Origin of the sequence: Brevibacillus aydinogluensis (assembly GCF_961514395.1) — a bacterium.
Classification (GTDB): Bacteria; Bacillota; Bacilli; order Brevibacillales; family Brevibacillaceae; genus Brevibacillus; species Brevibacillus aydinogluensis.
The window spans coordinates 1,969,020-1,985,342 of record NZ_OY569118.1; the positions used below are offsets into that span (position 1 = coordinate 1,969,020).

Annotated in this window: 10 protein-coding genes and 1 pseudogene; 9 read left to right on the forward strand and 2 right to left on the reverse strand. The window is 58.7% G+C overall.

Annotated features, from left to right (window positions below):
- Positions 1–433: 433 nt before the first annotated feature.
- Positions 434–811, reverse strand: a complete 378-nt coding sequence (locus Q7F15_RS09650; RefSeq protein ID WP_171566743.1) for a YflT domain-containing protein — start codon at positions 809–811, stop codon at positions 434–436.
- Positions 812–1,082: 271 nt separating this feature from the next.
- On the opposite strand from Q7F15_RS09650, the gene Q7F15_RS09655 reads away from it, so the two are divergent.
- The 9 genes and pseudogenes from Q7F15_RS09655 to Q7F15_RS09695 all read left to right on the forward strand — a co-directional run bounded on the left by Q7F15_RS09655 (position 1,083) and on the right by Q7F15_RS09695 (position 14,548).
- Complete coding sequence (locus tag Q7F15_RS09655) at positions 1,083–1,952, forward strand: hypothetical protein (RefSeq protein ID WP_304415483.1); 870 nt, start codon at positions 1,083–1,085, stop codon at positions 1,950–1,952.
- A 23-nt stretch (positions 1,953–1,975) separates the two neighbouring features.
- Positions 1,976–3,106, forward strand: coding sequence for an Rv1355c family protein (locus tag Q7F15_RS09660; RefSeq protein ID WP_212132523.1), 1,131 nt, complete (start codon positions 1,976–1,978; stop codon positions 3,104–3,106).
- Positions 3,107–3,184: 78 nt separating this feature from the next.
- Positions 3,185–3,937: a YebC/PmpR family DNA-binding transcriptional regulator gene (locus tag Q7F15_RS09665; protein ID WP_171566746.1), complete on the forward strand. Its 753-nt coding sequence runs from the start codon at positions 3,185–3,187 to the stop codon at positions 3,935–3,937.
- Between the two features lie 309 nt (positions 3,938–4,246).
- Positions 4,247–6,208: a DNA gyrase/topoisomerase IV subunit B gene (locus tag Q7F15_RS09670; RefSeq protein WP_171566747.1), complete on the forward strand. Its 1,962-nt coding sequence runs from the start codon at positions 4,247–4,249 to the stop codon at positions 6,206–6,208.
- Between the two features lie 2 nt (positions 6,209–6,210).
- Positions 6,211–8,762, forward strand: a pseudogene (gene parC / locus Q7F15_RS09675) (DNA topoisomerase IV subunit A).
- Between the two features lie 5 nt (positions 8,763–8,767).
- Positions 8,768–9,094: a hypothetical protein gene (locus Q7F15_RS09680; protein ID WP_230076964.1), complete on the forward strand. Its 327-nt coding sequence runs from the start codon at positions 8,768–8,770 to the stop codon at positions 9,092–9,094.
- A gap of 201 nt (positions 9,095–9,295) precedes the next feature.
- A complete protein-coding gene (locus Q7F15_RS09685) occupies positions 9,296–9,499 on the forward strand; it encodes a hypothetical protein (RefSeq protein WP_171566750.1) in 204 nt (67 codons plus the stop codon).
- Between the two features lie 231 nt (positions 9,500–9,730).
- Entirely contained in the window at positions 9,731–12,142 is a 2,412-nt protein-coding gene (locus tag Q7F15_RS09690; RefSeq protein WP_304415484.1) for an AAA family ATPase, read from the forward strand.
- A gap of 180 nt (positions 12,143–12,322) precedes the next feature.
- Positions 12,323–14,548 (forward strand): S8 family serine peptidase, encoded by a 2,226-nt coding sequence (locus Q7F15_RS09695; RefSeq protein ID WP_230076962.1) that lies wholly within the window; start codon positions 12,323–12,325, stop codon positions 14,546–14,548.
- 45 nt (positions 14,549–14,593) lie between these two features.
- Here the strand turns inward: Q7F15_RS09695 and Q7F15_RS09700 are convergent, their stop codons facing one another.
- Positions 14,594–16,270 carry a PucR family transcriptional regulator gene (locus Q7F15_RS09700; protein ID WP_304415485.1) on the reverse strand — a complete coding sequence of 559 codons (1,677 nt, stop codon included), beginning with the start codon at positions 16,268–16,270 and terminating at the stop codon, positions 14,594–14,596.
- Positions 16,271–16,323: the final 53 nt, after the last annotated feature.

Here is a 16,323-nt window from a genome sequence, read left to right on the forward strand (position 1 = left end):
GCCGCTGCGGCATGGCAGCGGCTTCAGCGTGTAGACAAAGTCCGGTGGTGTCATGGGTGATGAGGCCCGCTCGCTCACTTGACGACCAGCAAAGAAGTGGATGATGTCCGCTCCAAAACGCGACGCGGGCAGGGGGGCAAACATCTGGGTAGTTCAACGAAGTGAGACTTGTGCCCCCTGTTTTCCCCGCGTCCTGCGTTTTTTCGCTTGGCAGGTCGTCAAAGGAGCTCGCTTTGCCCATCACCCCATGCCTCGTACTTTTTCTCCACCTTGGTTGATCAATGTGCAGGCCTTGCGGCCTGGAACCGATGGGAAAATCGGTTCCTTACGAACTCGTAATGATAAAAAATGCACTTTGTCTTCAGTCAGAGGCCGCTGCGGCATAGCAGCGGCTTTTTTCAGTGCGCGAAAGGCACCTCTCTTATGCGAGGAATCAGTTGCTCATCTTTATGATATTGTCCTTGAGATCCCGCACGACCAGCAGGCAGGAGTAATCCGACTCCTGCAGCTCGCGGAACAGTGCCGAGGCTTCGTCCTTGCTCAGCCCCAGCTTCTCCAAACGAGTCCGCAGCTCTTCGCCGCCGTTTTCAAAGACATGTGCTTTGCTGTCGATATCGCCGATGACATCCTCGGAATGGCTGCTGTACTTGTAGTAGTTGTCGCGCTGGTTGGAGTGGTTTTTGTCCGGATTCCACCGTAGGACCCAGATATCGTCCTTGTGGTAGCCGGAGGAATTAAGCGCCTGAATGTCGGAGACCAGCTCCTGGTCATAGCGGTGAAACTTCACAAACGGTTTTGTTGCGCTGATCAAGGAACTTCCCCCTTTGTCTGCCTTGGGTTTTCAACTCCTCCATAGCTTGCCCCATCTTCAGGCAATTAGCCGAAAAACATGGTGTTGACCACACGGTTCGACGTTTGAAAAGAACAAAAAGTTTAAAAAATTGGAAAACGTTGTATGTTTTTGGAGGAAAACCGTGCATTTTGTAGAACTTTTTTCCTGTTTCAAAAATCTCATCCCATCCGTGGCCGTCCGCTGTCGACAGACACGGCGCCCTGCATGGGAGATTGGAGGAACAAACGGAATGGTGTACTCCCGCTCTTGTCAAACGGTAACAGAATTGGTCCCTTTTAGTTCCAGCCCATTCAGCTTGCTGCCGAACGATTGGTTGGTGCAGTCTTCCTCAGCGGGTATCAAAAACACCAAGCTGACCTGCTTGTTCGACAAGCTGGTGCGTCCCGTCCGTGAACAGCGAAATGCATGTCTCGATGCCGCCCTGTACGAGTGCAGGACACTGGACGAGACGGAAACGCATCTGCACGAGCAGGTGAACGACATCGTCAATTTCAGCTACAACCTCCACTATCTGCATGACCAGCTTGAGTTTGAAGATGTCGGCACCCATACGGAAAAACAGGCGCACGTGTTTGCCGTCGTCCAGCAGGTCGGCAGCCATCCGCTGGTGCTGACGACCGCGCGGGCCGTGGTGGACGACGAACTGGACTGTTACGAGCTGTTTGCTGGCGTAAACAAGCCGGCAAAAGCGGCGGAGTTCGTCCGCTTCGCTTTTCATCCGCTGCTGGATTTTATCGGCAAAGACGAAGGGACGAAGCGGTATCGACCGCTCCTCGATCTGCACAAGCGCTACCTGTTTCGCCTTCTGCTCCGCCACATGTTCGCGTTCATGGAAGCGCGGGAAATCCGCACGGTCTTTGCCATCCTGCCGCTTCACGTCAAAGTGTTTCTGGAACAGACAGGCATTCAGCTAACCAGAGTGCCCGCTGCGGTTCCTGCTGCATCGGACAAACACGCGTTCATGCGGCAGGCTTTTTACAAGTACTGGCGGCCGGATGCAAAAACCTGCCGGCAGCCGGCCCTGTACACGGTAGGCTTTTGCATGTCGCCGCTGGTGCAGACCGTGGACGGGCTCAGCATTGTGATTGATCAGGAGTGACGAAAGAAAGGGGGAAGTTTATCATGACGGACCTGCGTTCGCTGCTGGCCGCACATACAGAGACGAGGAGGGAGGAATGGCTGTATACGCCGCTGTTTTTCCGCCTCCGGCAGGAGGATGACCGCCGCCGCTTACAGGACCTCTGCCGCTGCCAAAACGATCTCGTGATGCTCAATCCGTTTCGCGGACAGGTGGAGGAACTGATCAAGACAAGGCACCCGGACCGCCAGTTCAGCCGGGAAGAGCTGCAAGCGGCGGTCGACGAGTATCTGGGGGATGCCCCCGAGGAGAAAGGCGTGTGGGTGTACTACCCCTGGCGCAAGACCCTCGTGCACCTGCTGGACGAAGAGGAATTCGTGTTTGTGCGGACGAATCGGAATCGAAACAAGATCACACAGCAGGAACAAGAGGTGTTGGCCCGAAAGGCGATAGGGGTGATCGGCCTTTCCGTCGGCCAGTCCCTCGCGCTCACGCTGGCGATGGAACGGGTGTGCGGCGAAATCCGCCTGGCCGATTTTGACACGCTGGAACTTTCCAACCTAAACCGCATCCGGGCCGGCGTTCACCATCTGGGCATGCCGAAAGTCATCGTCACGGCGCGGGAGATTGCGGAGATCGATCCCTTTTTGAAAGTGGTCTGCTTTGCAGACGGGGTGAACGAGGAGAATCTGGACCGCTTTCTGGTGGAAGGAGGGCGGCTGGACATCCTGGTGGACGAGTGCGACAGCTTGAACATGAAGATTTTATGCCGGCTCAAAGCCCGGGAGCTGGGCATTCCCGTCGTGATGGACACCAGCGACAGAGGGCTGTTGGACGTGGAACGGTTTGACCTTGAACCGGACCGGCCGATTTTACACGGGCTGGTCGACGGATTGGACTACGACACTCTAAAGGGGCTGTCCAACCAGGAAAAAATCCCGTATGTGCTGCGGATCGTCGGGGGTGACGCCATCTCGGCGCGCTTGCGTATGTCGCTTTTAGAGGTGGGCAAAACCGTCTGCACCTGGCCGCAGTTGGCCTCGTCCGTCACGCTGGGAGCAGCAGTTGGCACCGATGTCTGCCGCAGAATCGCCCTCGGCCAGTTTCGCGCGTCCGGCCGATTTTATGTCGATCTGGAACAGTTGATCGCCGACGGGAACTGCCTGGTCGTGTGAGGTTTGGCTTTGACCGATCTTCTCCTCTAGTGCTACACTTAAACATGGTATTTTTGTTTGAGATGAGGAGAGTTGGTTATGCCAAAATTCAAACTGTTTGCCGCCAAAAAAGGCGCAGCCGACCAAAAACGAAACAACTTGTTTGTCAAATTTGCCCGGCAGATTTACGTGGAGGCAAAGAAAGGCGGCCCGGACCCGAACGCCAATCTGAAGCTGAAATCGATCATCGCCAACGCGCGCGCGATCAATATGCCGGTGGAAAATATCGAACGTGCGATCAAAAAGGCGACGGATACCGGCAACATGGACAACTACGAAGAAATCCGCTACGAAGGATACGGACCGGGCGGCGTGGCCGTCATCGTCGAATGCCTGACAGACAACCGCAACCGGACCGCGGCCGACGTGCGCGCCATCTTCAACAAGCGCGGCGGCAACCTGGGGGAGACCGGTTCCGTCAGCTTTATGTTTGACAAGAAAGGCGTCATCGTCATCGACCGCGAAGCGTTTCCCGTCGACGAGGACACCATCCTGATGCAGGCGCTCGAAGCCGGCGCCGAGGATATGGTGACCAGCGAAGACTCCTACGAGATTTTGACCCACCCGCACGAGCTGGAACAGGTTAAAAACGGACTGGAAGCAGAAGGTTACACGTTTGCCAACGCCTCCGTTCAGTGGATTCCGCAGAACACCGTCAAAATCAGCGGAGAAGATGCAGCGAAAATGCTCAAGATGATGGAGGCATTCGAAGAAAACGACGACGTCCAAAACGTCTACGCCAACTACGAAATTGACGACGAAGAAATGGAACGGCTGCTGAATGAAAAATAATGCAGCACAATCGGCCATCTCGCGGGGACGAGGTGGCCTTTTTTCAGAGTTCACCCGTCACCGCACAAGACGGACGGGCGTTTTTTTGCCCGTCAACATCGCATTTTCTTGCCGTTTGCTGCCAGCAGGCGTTGAATACAGTCAATTCCATACGGTACAATAGCGATTAAGTGTTCGCTTTTTTACCGGACAAAGACCGGAAACGTCACGTCCGTTACGCATAAGGGCGACCACGGCGCCGCTTTTCGCCACGGGCGGCCGGCGCCGCGTTTCCTTGCGCAAGTTGAAGAAGCAGAGGGGAGAACGCGATTGAAGGAAACAGATACACTTACGTATACCGAAGAAGACATTCAGGTGCTGGAAGGCCTGATTGCTGTGCGCAAGCGGCCGGGCATGTACATAGGTTCCACCGGCAGCCGCGGTCTGCACCATCTCCTGTGGGAGATTGTGGACAACGCCAAGGACGAAACGCTGGCCGGTTTTAACGATACGATCATCGTCACCCTGCACAAGGACGGCAGCGTCAGCGTGGAGGACCACGGGCGGGGTATCCCCACCGGCATGCACAAGACGGGCCGCCCGGTGCCGGAAGTGATTTTTACCACGCTGCATGCCGGCGGCAAGTTTGGCGGCGGCGGATACAAAAAGAGCGGGGGACTGCACGGGGTCGGTTCCAGCGTGGTAGTCGCCCTCTCCAAATGGCTGGAGGTGGAGATCCACCGCGACGGCAAGATTCACAAACAGCGGTATGCCTACGTGGTGGACGAACAAGGCAACGAACACGTGGGCAAGCCCGTGACCGGCCTGGAAGTGGTCGGCACCACCAGGCGAACCGGTGTGACCGTGCGCTTTCTGCCGGACGACGCGGTGTTTGGCAGCGCCCGGTTTGATTACGAGACGATCCGCGACCGTTTGCGCGAGACGGCGTTTTTGCTGAAAAAGCTGCGCCTGGTGCTGATTGACGAGCGCGGACCCGAGGTCAAACGGGAGGAGTTTTACTTCGAGGACGGGCTTAAATCCTACGTGGAGTACCTCAACGAAGGCAAACAAACGCTCCACCCGGTGGTCTATTTCGAGGGGGAAAAGGAAAACGTTTACGTCGAGCTGGCGTTTCAGTACAACGACGGCTACACGGAAACGCTCGTCTCGTACGTCAACTCCATTCCGACGACGGACGGCGGCACGCACGTAACCGGCTTCCGCAACGGAACCACGCGGGTGTTCAACGAATTTGCCCGTAAAAAAGGCTTCCTCAAGGAGAAGGACCCCAACCTGTCGGGCAACGACCTGCGCGAAGGCTTCCTCGGGGTGCTGTCCCTGCAGATGGCCGATGTCCAGTTTGAGTCTCAAACCAAGGACAAGCTGGGCAACGAAGAGGCGCGGACCATTGTGGAGCAGATCGTCTCGGAAAAACTCGGATTTTTCCTCGAGGAAAACCCGGAGATCGGCAAGTTGTTGATCGAAAAGGCGATTCGTTCCGCGGAAATTCGTGAGGAACTGCGCAAACAGCGGGAAGCGCTGCGCGGCGACAAGAAGGGCAAAAACGCCAAGAAGCGGAAATCCATCTCCGACAAATTCGCGCCGCCGCAGTACAAGGACCCCAAGCGCAATGAGCTGTTCCTCGTCGAGGGGGATTCGGCCGGCGGTTCGGCCAAGCAGGCGCGCAACTCCGAGTTTCAGGCGATTTTTGGCCTGAAGGGTAAACCGCTCAACACCGAAAAGGCAAAGCTGTCCGACATCCTCGCCAACGAGGAGTTCCGCACCATTCTGGAGGTGCTGGAGACCGATATCGGAGAAGACTTTTCCATCGAAAACTGCGCGTTTGACAAAATCATCATCATGTCCGACGCCGACGTGGACGGGTCGCACATCCAGACGCTGCTGCTGACGTTTTTCTTCCGCTACATGCAGCCGCTGATCGCCGCAGGCAAGCTGTACATCGCCCAGCCGCCGCTGTATCAGGTGCGAAAGGAAAACCGCGGCAAGCCGGCGGACGTGGTCTACTGTTGGAACGACTACGAGCTGGAGCAGGCTCTCAAGCGGCTGGGGCGCGGTGCGGAAGTGCAGCGCTACAAGGGCTTGGGCGAGATGAACGCCGACCAGCTCTGGGAGACGACGATGAATCCGGAGACGCGCAAGCTGATCAAGGTGCAGTTGGAAGACCTCGCCCATTGCGAAAAACTGGTCACTGTCCTGATGGGCGACAAGGTGCCGCCCCGGCGCGAGTGGATCGAGAACCACGTCACCTTTGAAGTGGGAGAGGATGAATAAGCATGCTGTCCAATCAGATCATCGAACAGAGTTTCGCGGAAATCATGGGGAAGCGTTTCAGCGACTACGCCAACCTGGTCATCTTGTCCCGCGCCATTCCCGATGCCCGCGACGGCCTCAAACCGGTGCAGCGCCGCATCCTGTACGCGATGTACCAGGAGGGCAATACGCATGACAAGCCGTACCGCAAATCGGCCAAGACGGTCGGGTATGTGATGGGGACCTACCATCCGCACGGGGACAGCGCCATTTACGAGACGATGGTACGGATGGCGCAGTGGTGGAAAATGCGTCAGGTGTTGATTCAGGGTCATGGCAACTTCGGGAGCCTGGACGCCGACCCGCCGGCAGCGATGCGTTACACCGAGTCCCGCCTGTCCGCGCTGGCCAACGAAATGCTGCGCGACATCGAAAAAGACACGGTCACCTTTATCCCCAACTACGACAACTCGGCACAGCAGCCGGCCGTGCTGCCGTCCCGTTTTCCCAACCTGCTCGTCAACGGAGCGTCGGGGATTGCGGTCGGGTTTGCGACGGAGATTCCGACGCACAACCTGGGGGAAGTGATCGACGCGGCGATCGCCCAGATGAAAAAGCCGGACATCACGCTGGACGAGCTGATGCAGCATATCAAAGGGCCCGATTTTCCCACCGGCGGCATCGTCCAGGGCACATCCGGCATTCGCAAGGCGTTTGAGACCGGGCGCGGACAGTTTGTCATCCGCGGCCGCAGCCACGTGGAGGAGCCCAAAGGCACCAAGGTGAAAAAGATCGTCATCTCGGAGATTCCGTATGACGTGATCAAATCGAAGCTGGTCGCCCAGATTGACGAACTGGTGATGGAGCGCAAGATCGAGGGGGCGCTGGCTGTCCGCGACGAGACCGGCCGTAAAGAGGCGGAGCAAAAGAAGGTGCGGATTGTCATCGACATCCGAAAAGACGCGGACGAAAATGCGATCCTCAACTATTTGTACAAAAACACCGACCTGCAGATCTATTACAACTACAACATGAACGTCATCCACGAGGGAACGATCCGGCAGATGGGGCTGAAGGAGCTTTTGGCCGCCTACATCGACCACCAGAAAGACGTGGTGACGCGCCGTACCCAGTACGACCTGGACAAAAAGCAAAGACGGGAGCACGTCGTACAGGGGCTGATCCGGGCCAAGTCGATCCTGCGGCAGATCGTGGAGACGATCATGAACTCCGAAGACCGGGCCGACGCCAGAAAAAACATCATGGAGCAGTACGGGTTCACGGAGGCACAGGCGGAGGCGATCCTGTCCATCCAGTTGGCGTCGCTCACCCGGTTGGATATCGTCAAGCTGGAGAAGGAGCTGGCAACGCTGTCCAAAGAGATCGAGGTATTGAAGGCGATTCTTGGCAGCGAGAAAAAGCTGATCCAGGTGATTACCGCCGAGCTGAACGAAATCAAGAAAAAGTACGCGGAGCCGCGTCTGACCGAGATCCAGGGAGAGATCGAGGAGGTCAAGGTGGATATCGCGATGCAGATCAACGCGGAAGACTGCGTCGTGACCTTGACCAACGAAGGCTACATCAAGCGCACCAGCCCGCGCTCGTTCAAGTCGATGGGCGGGACAATCGAGACCTGCGGCGTCAAGGAAGGGGACAAGGTCCGCTATTTTGCGGAGGCCAACACCTCCCACACGGCCTTGTTCTTCACCCAGGACGGCAAGTATTTTGCCACGCTGGTCAACTCCATTCCCGACGACAAGTGGAAAGAGATCGGGACCGCGCTGGTCAACGTCATCCCGCTGGACAAGCAGCAGCACATCGTCGGGTTTGCGATCGTGGACGATTTCAAGCAGCCGCTCTACGTCTATCACGTCAGCCGCTCCGGCTTGATCAAGCGGACGGCGCTGACCGAGTACGAGACAAATCGTTCCGGCGCGCTGGTGGCGGCCAAGCTGAAAGCAGAGGGAGACGAGTTTGTCACGGCGTTTGTGGCAGGTGAAGAGGGTGCCTTCCTCGCGGTGACCAAAGACGGCATGGGCATCCGCTTCCCGCGCAGCGAGGTGAGTGCGACCGGCCGGGCGTCCAGCGGCGTCAAGGCGATTTCGCTTGCGGCTGGTGACGAGGTAGTCGCCCTGCTGCCGACGGAGGCGGAAGATGCGCGGTCGTTCAATCTGCTGACGGCCGAAGGACAAGTGAAACGCACCTTGATCTCCGCCATCCCGCTGCAGGGCCGGGCAGGCAAAGGGGTCCAGGTGATTCGCAAGCGGAAAACCAATCCGCATCGGGTGGTGGCGGTGACTGTGGAAGACACGCTCTACGCTTTGACGGACAGAAACGAGTGGGTACTGGTGCCGACCGAACAGGTGGCTGTGACGGAACAAGGGGGGCGGCTCGCAGCGTGGTGGACGGCGGCGTGGAAGCCGTCGCCTATGAAGCCGTTTTGCCGGACGAAGCGGAAAAAGCGGCGGAGCCCCCGAAAGGGTCGGCCGAAGCGGAACCGGACAAAACACCCCGGGATGGTAATGCGGTAACCCAATTCAGCTTGTTCGACAATTCTGCGGATGAAAAGGAATGATGCACATGGCCAAGCCGTTTGAACGATTTGCTTCTGAACTGAACGCTCAGCAGGTGTCGCTGCTGCTGGATACCGTCCAGTATTTTGAAGAGGCGCCGAAGCTGCTCTCCATCCCTGACCGGCAGGGGACAAGCATTCCGGTGCCGATTACGGCCGACACGCTGCGCGCAATCCTGGCCGTTCTGGACGAAAACAAGCCGATGGACAAACAAGTGTTTGTCTTTGACTGGCAGGAGGGCAGCCAAGAGGAGACTGATCTGCTGCTGGTCGAGCTTCCGGATGGTACCATCATACGCCAGCCGACTGACTACCAGGCGTTTTCGCCGGTATAGGGTCCTGTCGGATATGAATGTCCTGTCCGCGACTGCTTACTCCCTGACCGCATGCAGCCTGCGGGACGCACTGCCAGTTTCACTGTGTTTCGCTGTGCCCAGGCAGGCAGCAGCCGCGTCTTGAGCAGTCGAAGCGCACTGCCCCGGGGATGAAGCGGGCCGCAGGCGGACACACTATGGCGGGAGGTGTGTCCGAACGATATGGAACGAACCATCAACGTGAACGGCAGCGCATACACGTTTTCCGCTACGTACGACGGTGATTCGCAGTACAACGTGCAGGTGCACAGCGGCGACAAACTGATTACCATGTTCAAGGTCGCCGCCGAGTCGGAACAGGACGTATTTGCAGCAGCCCAGGCCCGCTTCAAGGCCGACGTGGACATTGGCAACGTAAAGCTGTAGTGTAGGGAACAACACAACAGAAACGAGCAACCTCCTATGACGGGAGGTTGTTCAGCATGCAGACAAAGTTCGTGGCGCATGGGTGATCGGGCCTGAGCAACCTCCTAATGACGGGAGGTTGCTTTTTTGCCGTGTGCCAGGCGTGTGCTTTCGATCATTGCCTTTTTCACCAAAATTGAAGTATGGTACAACTGGAGTACACACGAAAAACCAGAAAAGGAGAGGGGCACGATGCAGCAGCGAGCAGCGGACCGGTTGGAAGTTGTGTGGAGGTGGCGGGAGCACCCACCTGACATACGACAGCTGTCGGAAGGGGAGCTAATCCCGCTCCTCCGCTTGATCGAGGAGCGGCGCGGAACGGACGAGGACAAACGGCTGGATCAGGCGGAAGCGGTGGTGCTCACCTGGCTGGCTGCTCTCCGCATGGAAAAGCGGGGAGGCTACGGGTTGGCCGAGGAATGGCTGTCCCGTGCCGTCCGGCTGGACCCTGCCTACCGGCCGTCCGCCGAACTGCGGGTGCGCCTGTACCTGACCCGTCTGAAGGAACACCGCCTCGACGGCAGCTATCCGCTGATCCGCGAAACGGATAACGCCGCTACCCGCAGGCGGAACGCAGAGCAGCTGAAACAAGCCGCCGAGGCCGAGTTGCAAGCCCTTCCGTCATGGCAGGCTCTGGCTGCCGCCGCGCGCGAAGCGGCCGAAGCGGCCGGGGACGAAACAGCGGTGCACGCGGCAGCCGGCGTGGAGCGGTTGTACGCGGAGCGGGAGCGCCTGCTCGGCGATATGCTGGAGAGGACCCAGGCCTATGCGGCCTCGCTGCAGGGCATGTTTTATTCGGCGGAAATGCTGGCTGCCTTGCAGGAGAGCGTCAAACGCTTGACCGCACAGCAGGAAGAACATGAACGGCTGCTGTCCATTGACGGGGAATCGGACGATGCAGAGATGCCTGGAGGCGGGCGCGGGCAGTCAGCCCTGGAGGAACTGGAAGGGCTGATCGGGCTGGACGAGATCAAGGAGCGCGTGCGCAAGCTGGCCTGCTTCCTGCGGTATCGGCAGCTCCGTGAGGAAAAAGGTTGGCACCTGACCGATCAGTTGCCCCTCCATCTGGTGCTGATGGGCAATCCGGGGACGGGGAAGACCACGCTGGCCCGTCTGATCGGCCGTCTGTATCACGAGCTGGGACTTCTGGAGCGCGGCGACGTGGTGGAAGTGGACCGCTCCCATCTGGTCGGGGCGTATGTGGGACAGACGGAACAGCGGGTGATGGAGGCGGTCAAACGGGCGGTCGGGGGCGTGCTGTTTATTGACGAGGCCTACAGCCTGAAGCGGGCTGACAGCTCGGGCAGCGATTACGGCCAGGCTGCAATCGACACGCTGGTGGCCGCGATGACCGGCGGTGAATACGCCGGCCGGTTTGTGGTGATGCTGGCCGGTTATCCGGAGGAGATGCGGCAGTTTTTGTACGCCAATCCGGGGCTGCGCAGTCGTTTTCCAGAGACGGGCCACTTCCTATTGCCCGACTATACGACCGACGAACTGGTGGCGATTGCCGAGCAGGTGGCCAGCCGAAACGATTTTTCCTTCACGCCGGAAGCGCGGCGGGCTTTGCGGCAGCGAATCGAACAGGCGCGTGTGGACCACACCTTCGGCAATGCCCGAACGGTGGCCAATCTCGTGATGGAAGCGATTTTTGCAAAGGGGCGGCGTCTCGACGAACCGGATGAACTGAAGTGGGACGACTTCACCATTCTCTACCCCAAAGACGTTGGCGGTCTGGACGCGCTGCCGGATGTCCAGCCGGCGAGAGAAAAGCTGGCGTCCTTGATTGGCCTGGATGAAGTAAAGGCGGAACTGAACAAAATCGCCGCGTTTGCCTCGGTGCAGCGGAAGCGGGCCGCCTGCGGACTGCCGACCGTTCCCGTTGAGCTGCACGCCGTATTCACCGGCAGTCCGGGCACGGGGAAAACGACGGTCGCCCGCCTGTATGCGGAGATGCTGCAGGAAATCGGCTATCTGAAACGGGGCCATCTGGTCACGGCCAGCCGGGCCGATCTGGTAGCCGGATACGTCGGGCAGACGGCGGCGCTGACCCGGCGCAAAATCCGCGAAGCGCTGGGCGGCGTCCTGTTTATCGACGAGGCGTACGCACTGCTGGAGGGCGGCGAACGGGACTACGGTCGGGAAGCGATTCACACGCTGGTGGAGGAAATGTCCCGTCATGGCGAAAACCTGGTGGTCGTGCTGGCCGGCTATCCGTCGGAGATGCAGCGTTTGCTGGCGAGCAATCCGGGCCTGTTTTCCCGCTTCAAAAAATACCTCCACTTCCCCGATTACACGACAGAAGAGCTCACCCGCATGCTGCTGCAGGCGGTCACGCAGGCGGGATACCGGCTCGGCGGCGATGTGGAGGAGCGCATTCGGCAGCAGTTGGAACAAGCGGCTCAAGCGGGGACGCTCACTGGCAACGGTCGGATGGTGCACAACCTGCTGCAGGAAGCCATGCAATACCAGGCGCTCCGGCTGACGCAGGCGGGCGACGACAGCCCGGACATTGAGCAGTTGAGCCGTTTGGAATGGGTTGATTTTCAGCCGTTGTTTCCAAATGGCGCACCGGCGTCAGGAACGTCTGTCCACGGAGGGTGACGAGTCGGTGCAGGGAAGTTCTTCATCCTGGATCGGGGACTGTTCCTCGATCCTTTTTTGTCTAAAGGAAATATTCAGACTCTTTCCCATCGTCGAATTTTGCCGTATAATGGAAACATTATACAACAATGGGAAGAGGGTGTTGATTCTTTGCGGTTCAAATGGCATGCGGCACTATCCATGACACTGGTCGTATCCTTGATGGTCGGTCAACTGCCTGTCAGCGCCAAGCGGGAAGAGGGGCGCAAGGGCAGACTGGCGATCGAGGCGAAGGAGGAACTTTCACTCGCTTCCCAAACGTCGCAGAAGGGAAGCACGGATCTGATCGTCATTCAGTTTGACGGTCCGGTGGTGGAAGAGTGGAAGGAGCAGGTGGAAGACCTGGGCGTAACCCTGGGGGATTACATACCCGATTACGCGTTCATTGCCCGGGTGGACGAGGAAAAAGCGCGGCGGGCGCTGAAAAAGCTGCCGTTCGTCAGGGACGTCCTCCCGTTTCATCCCGTTTCCAAGGTGTCGCCGTCGCTGCGCTCCACCCTCGGCAAGCGGGCGGATGTGGAGGTAGCGGTCATCGGGTTTGACCACCGTGTCGACATGGAGCGCACCTTGAAGCGGATCGTGAAAGACGGGGAAGCCAGACAAGTGAAAAGCCTGGAGGAAGCTCCCCACATCTCGATGGCGCGGCTGAGCGGCCGCAGTCTGGAAGAGGTAATCCAATCCGACGAGGTCATCGCCGTCGTTCCCGTTTTGGAGCGAAAACTTCGCAATGACCGGGCGGCGGCAATCATCCATTCCGACTACCTGGCCTCCACCGGCTACACCGGCGAAGGGCAGATTGTCGGCGTAGCGGACAGCGGCCTGGACACCGGCGATCCCGATCAGATCCACCCGGATTTTGAAGGCCAGGTGAAAGAACTCTATGCCATCGGGCGCCAAGGGGATGCCAGCGATCCTGACGGCCACGGCACTCACGTGGCGGGCTCGATCGTGGGCACCGGCAAAGCGTCAGACGGCCAGTACAAAGGCATGGCTCCCGATGCGAAGCTCGTCTTTCATTCCATGCTGGACGAAGACGGATATCTGGCAGGAGATGTCCATGACATTCTGGAGGAGGCTTACGCGGAAGGCGCGCGCATCCACTCCGATTCCTGGGGCGTCGATGACTATGGCGAATACGGCCTGGACTCGTTTTTGTTCGACCAGTTCCTCTGGGAACATCCGGACATGACGGCGTTGGTGGCGGCTGGCAATTCGGGCGTATACGGATACGAGACCATCGGCACGCCGGCGACAGCCAAAAACGTGATCGCCGTGGGCGCTACCGAGAACGACCGGCCGGAGCTGGATGATTACGAAGCGGACGACCCGGACGAGGTAGCCGAATTCAGCAGCCGGGGGACGACGGCGGACGGCCGCCTCAAGCCCGATCTGGTCGCGCCGGGAAGCTACATCCTGTCCACGCGTTCCTCTTTGGCACCCGACGAGAATTATCACGGACATTTTGATGAGTTCTACGCCTATCTCAGCGGGACAAGCATGGCGACGCCAGTGTTGGCCGGCGGTGTGGCCCAAGTCCGTCAGTACCTGCAGGAAAACGGCGTGGACAATCCAAGCGGGGCGTTGATCAAGGCAATGCTCATCAGCGGCGCCGACGATTTGGACGAAGACATGCGCTTGCAGGGTTTTGGACGAGCCAACCTGCAGCGTGCGATCGAGACGAGCTTTGTGGATGAGAAAAAGGGGATGAAAACAGGGGATGAAGCGACATACCGTCTCAAGGTGACGGACGATTCCCAACCGCTGGCCATCACCCTGGCCTGGACAGATTACCCGGCTTCCCTGGCAGCCACGCGCACGCTGGTCAACGATCTGAACCTGCGAGTAGTAACGCCAAGCGGCGAGACCTTGAACGGCAACGACTTTTTCCGCTATCCCTACGACGATGAAGTGGACAACCTCAACAACGTGGAGCAGGTCTGGATCAAGCATCCCGAGGAAGGCATCTACACGGTGACGGTAGAGGGCTACAACATCCCCAAGGGGCCTCAGCCGTACGCTCTGGCAGCCAACGGCAAGCTGCTGTCCGACGATTGGATAACAGAAGTCAAAACGGGGCGACTTATCGAAAATTCGCGTAATAACAGGGATCACACGTATTGGATCCGGGCCAAGCAGGCGGGTGAAATGACCGTGACTGCGGAATGGATCGGCGATGCCGATGTCAATCTGTACGTCTACGATGGTGACAGAAATCTGATCGGCTCCACCGACAGCGAAGACAATCCCGAAACGCTGACGGTGGATTTGGCCGAACCCGGACCGTACCGAATCGTCATTCAACTGGAAAAAGGCAGGATGGCTTGGTATGACATGCAAATTACCTATCCGGCCAGATCCCGCCGTTGAGGCAGACACACAGACAACCCCAATTGAACGGCGCGTCCCGTCACGTCAGCGTGACGGTCGCGCCGTTTGTTCGTCCGGACGGAAGGGGGCAGCGGCCGGTCTGTGGTTCAGCCATTCATAGGCACGCAGGGCAATTTCGAGACAAAGCCGGTGGTGCGGATGGGCATAGTCAGGCGGAAGGATCTCTTCAATCTTTTCCAGACGGTGATACAAGGTTTGGCGGTGAATGTAGAGTTTCGTGGCCGTCTCCTGCTTGGAGAGGTTGGAATCAAGGTAGACACGCAGTGTGTGGACGAGCTGTGTGCCGTGTTTTTCGTCGTAGTCGATCAGCGCCCCCAGGTAATCGTTGATGAACGGCTTCAACACCGATTCATGCGGAACGTGAAAGAGCAGGCGAAACAGGCCAAGATCGGCAAAATAGGGGCTTGGAGAATCGTGCTGAAAGGCGAGCGCCTGTTCCGCCTCTGTCAGGTGCCTGCCGGCCTCCCCCAGCCGAGTGCCTGGACGGCTGACGCCAAACAGCACGTCCGTGTCCGCTCCCATCACCTGCCGGCAGATGCGTTTCATCTCGGCCATTGCCTTGTCCAGAGAGCGGCGGGCGTCTGCAGCTTTGTACGGGCCGATCACGAGCAGGTAAAAGCGGCTGCCCTTGCAGCGGATAAACGGGCGAAAGCCCAGCCGCGAGAGGAGCGAACGGAATACACCTGTCAGTTCGTGCGGCGGCAGGGGAGCGGCGTGCTCGTCGCCGTCACGCCGCAGGGACATCAGCAGGATATGGTAGACGGGCGCCTTTCCTGTCCCGGCCAGCCCGAGCAGCGCGCGAATCTGCTCTTCCGTCAGCGAACGGTTGATGATCAGGTCGTCAAACAACCGGTTTTCCGTCGCGAGCGCCTGCTCTTCGGCAAACATTCGGCGCATCAGGACCTGGGCCAGAGCGCTGACTGTGTAATCCAGCGTGAGCAGCAGGTACTCGTCCGCTTCCCGTTCGTACAGAATCACGCCGAGGTACGCAAGCAGATGGCCCATCGCGGTCACCGGCTGGTAGATGATGCGCTTTTTGTCGGACAGGGCGAGGACGCCATTTCCCCCCTCCGCCGAGGGAACAGCGGGAAAGGCGGAGCGCATCATGGACGCAAGTTCGCTCTGAACGGTCTGCGGGAGCGGCGGCACAAATTGCGGAGGCGCTTCCGGTGTGTACAAAAACACCTGTGTTCCCACGGCCGCCTGAAAATGCTGCAGCATCCTGGAAATGCCCTGCGTCTGCAGGCTCAAACGCTGCAGGCCGCGCGAGTAGGACTCCAGATTGCGCAGCGCCTGCATCTGCCGGTTGATCAGATGTTCATGGAGATCGAGCGTGATGTCGACGAATCGCACAGGTTGGTGGAACACGATCAGGGGAAAATCGTGATGGTCGGCCAGTTCCAGCATGTCATCCGGCACGTGCGGGATATAGGCGCCCAGCTCGATACAGAGGCCGACCGCTTTGCGGCGAATCAGCTCGGACAGATAGGCCAGCCGTTTCTCTTTGGCCTCGCCGAATCCAAGGCCGGTGGACAGGATCAGTTCGCCGCCGTTGAGGAACTGACAGGTGTCGGCCGATTCCAGCACGTGGACCCAGCGGATGGGACGGGACAACCCGCGGCTGCCGGCCACCACCTCCGCGTCGCAAAACAGCGGCCGTCTGATGACATCGGCCACGGTAAGACGCCAGTCGCTGTTCATGCTTTTCCTCCTCTTGACAGTATGTATGATGAATACTACCCAACTACTTGCAG

What these genes read in the sequence shown, in the direction of transcription:
- Q7F15_RS09655 (WP_304415483.1), top strand. Translation starts at nt 1,083, where the DNA reads ATGGTGTACTCCCGCTCTTGTCAAACGGTAACAGAATTGGTCCCTTTT.
- Q7F15_RS09660 (WP_212132523.1), top strand. Translation starts at nt 1,976, where the DNA reads ATGACGGACCTGCGTTCGCTGCTGGCCGCACATACAGAGACGAGGAGG.
- Q7F15_RS09665 (WP_171566746.1), top strand. Translation starts at nt 3,185, where the DNA reads ATGCCAAAATTCAAACTGTTTGCCGCCAAAAAAGGCGCAGCCGACCAA.
- Q7F15_RS09680 (WP_230076964.1), top strand. Translation starts at nt 8,768, where the DNA reads ATGGCCAAGCCGTTTGAACGATTTGCTTCTGAACTGAACGCTCAGCAG.
- Q7F15_RS09685 (WP_171566750.1), top strand. Translation starts at nt 9,296, where the DNA reads ATGGAACGAACCATCAACGTGAACGGCAGCGCATACACGTTTTCCGCT.
- Q7F15_RS09690 (WP_304415484.1), top strand. Translation starts at nt 9,731, where the DNA reads ATGCAGCAGCGAGCAGCGGACCGGTTGGAAGTTGTGTGGAGGTGGCGG.
- Q7F15_RS09695 (WP_230076962.1), top strand. Translation starts at nt 12,323, where the DNA reads ATGACACTGGTCGTATCCTTGATGGTCGGTCAACTGCCTGTCAGCGCC.
- Q7F15_RS09700 (WP_304415485.1), bottom strand. Translation starts at nt 16,270, where the DNA reads ATGAACAGCGACTGGCGTCTTACCGTGGCCGATGTCATCAGACGGCCG.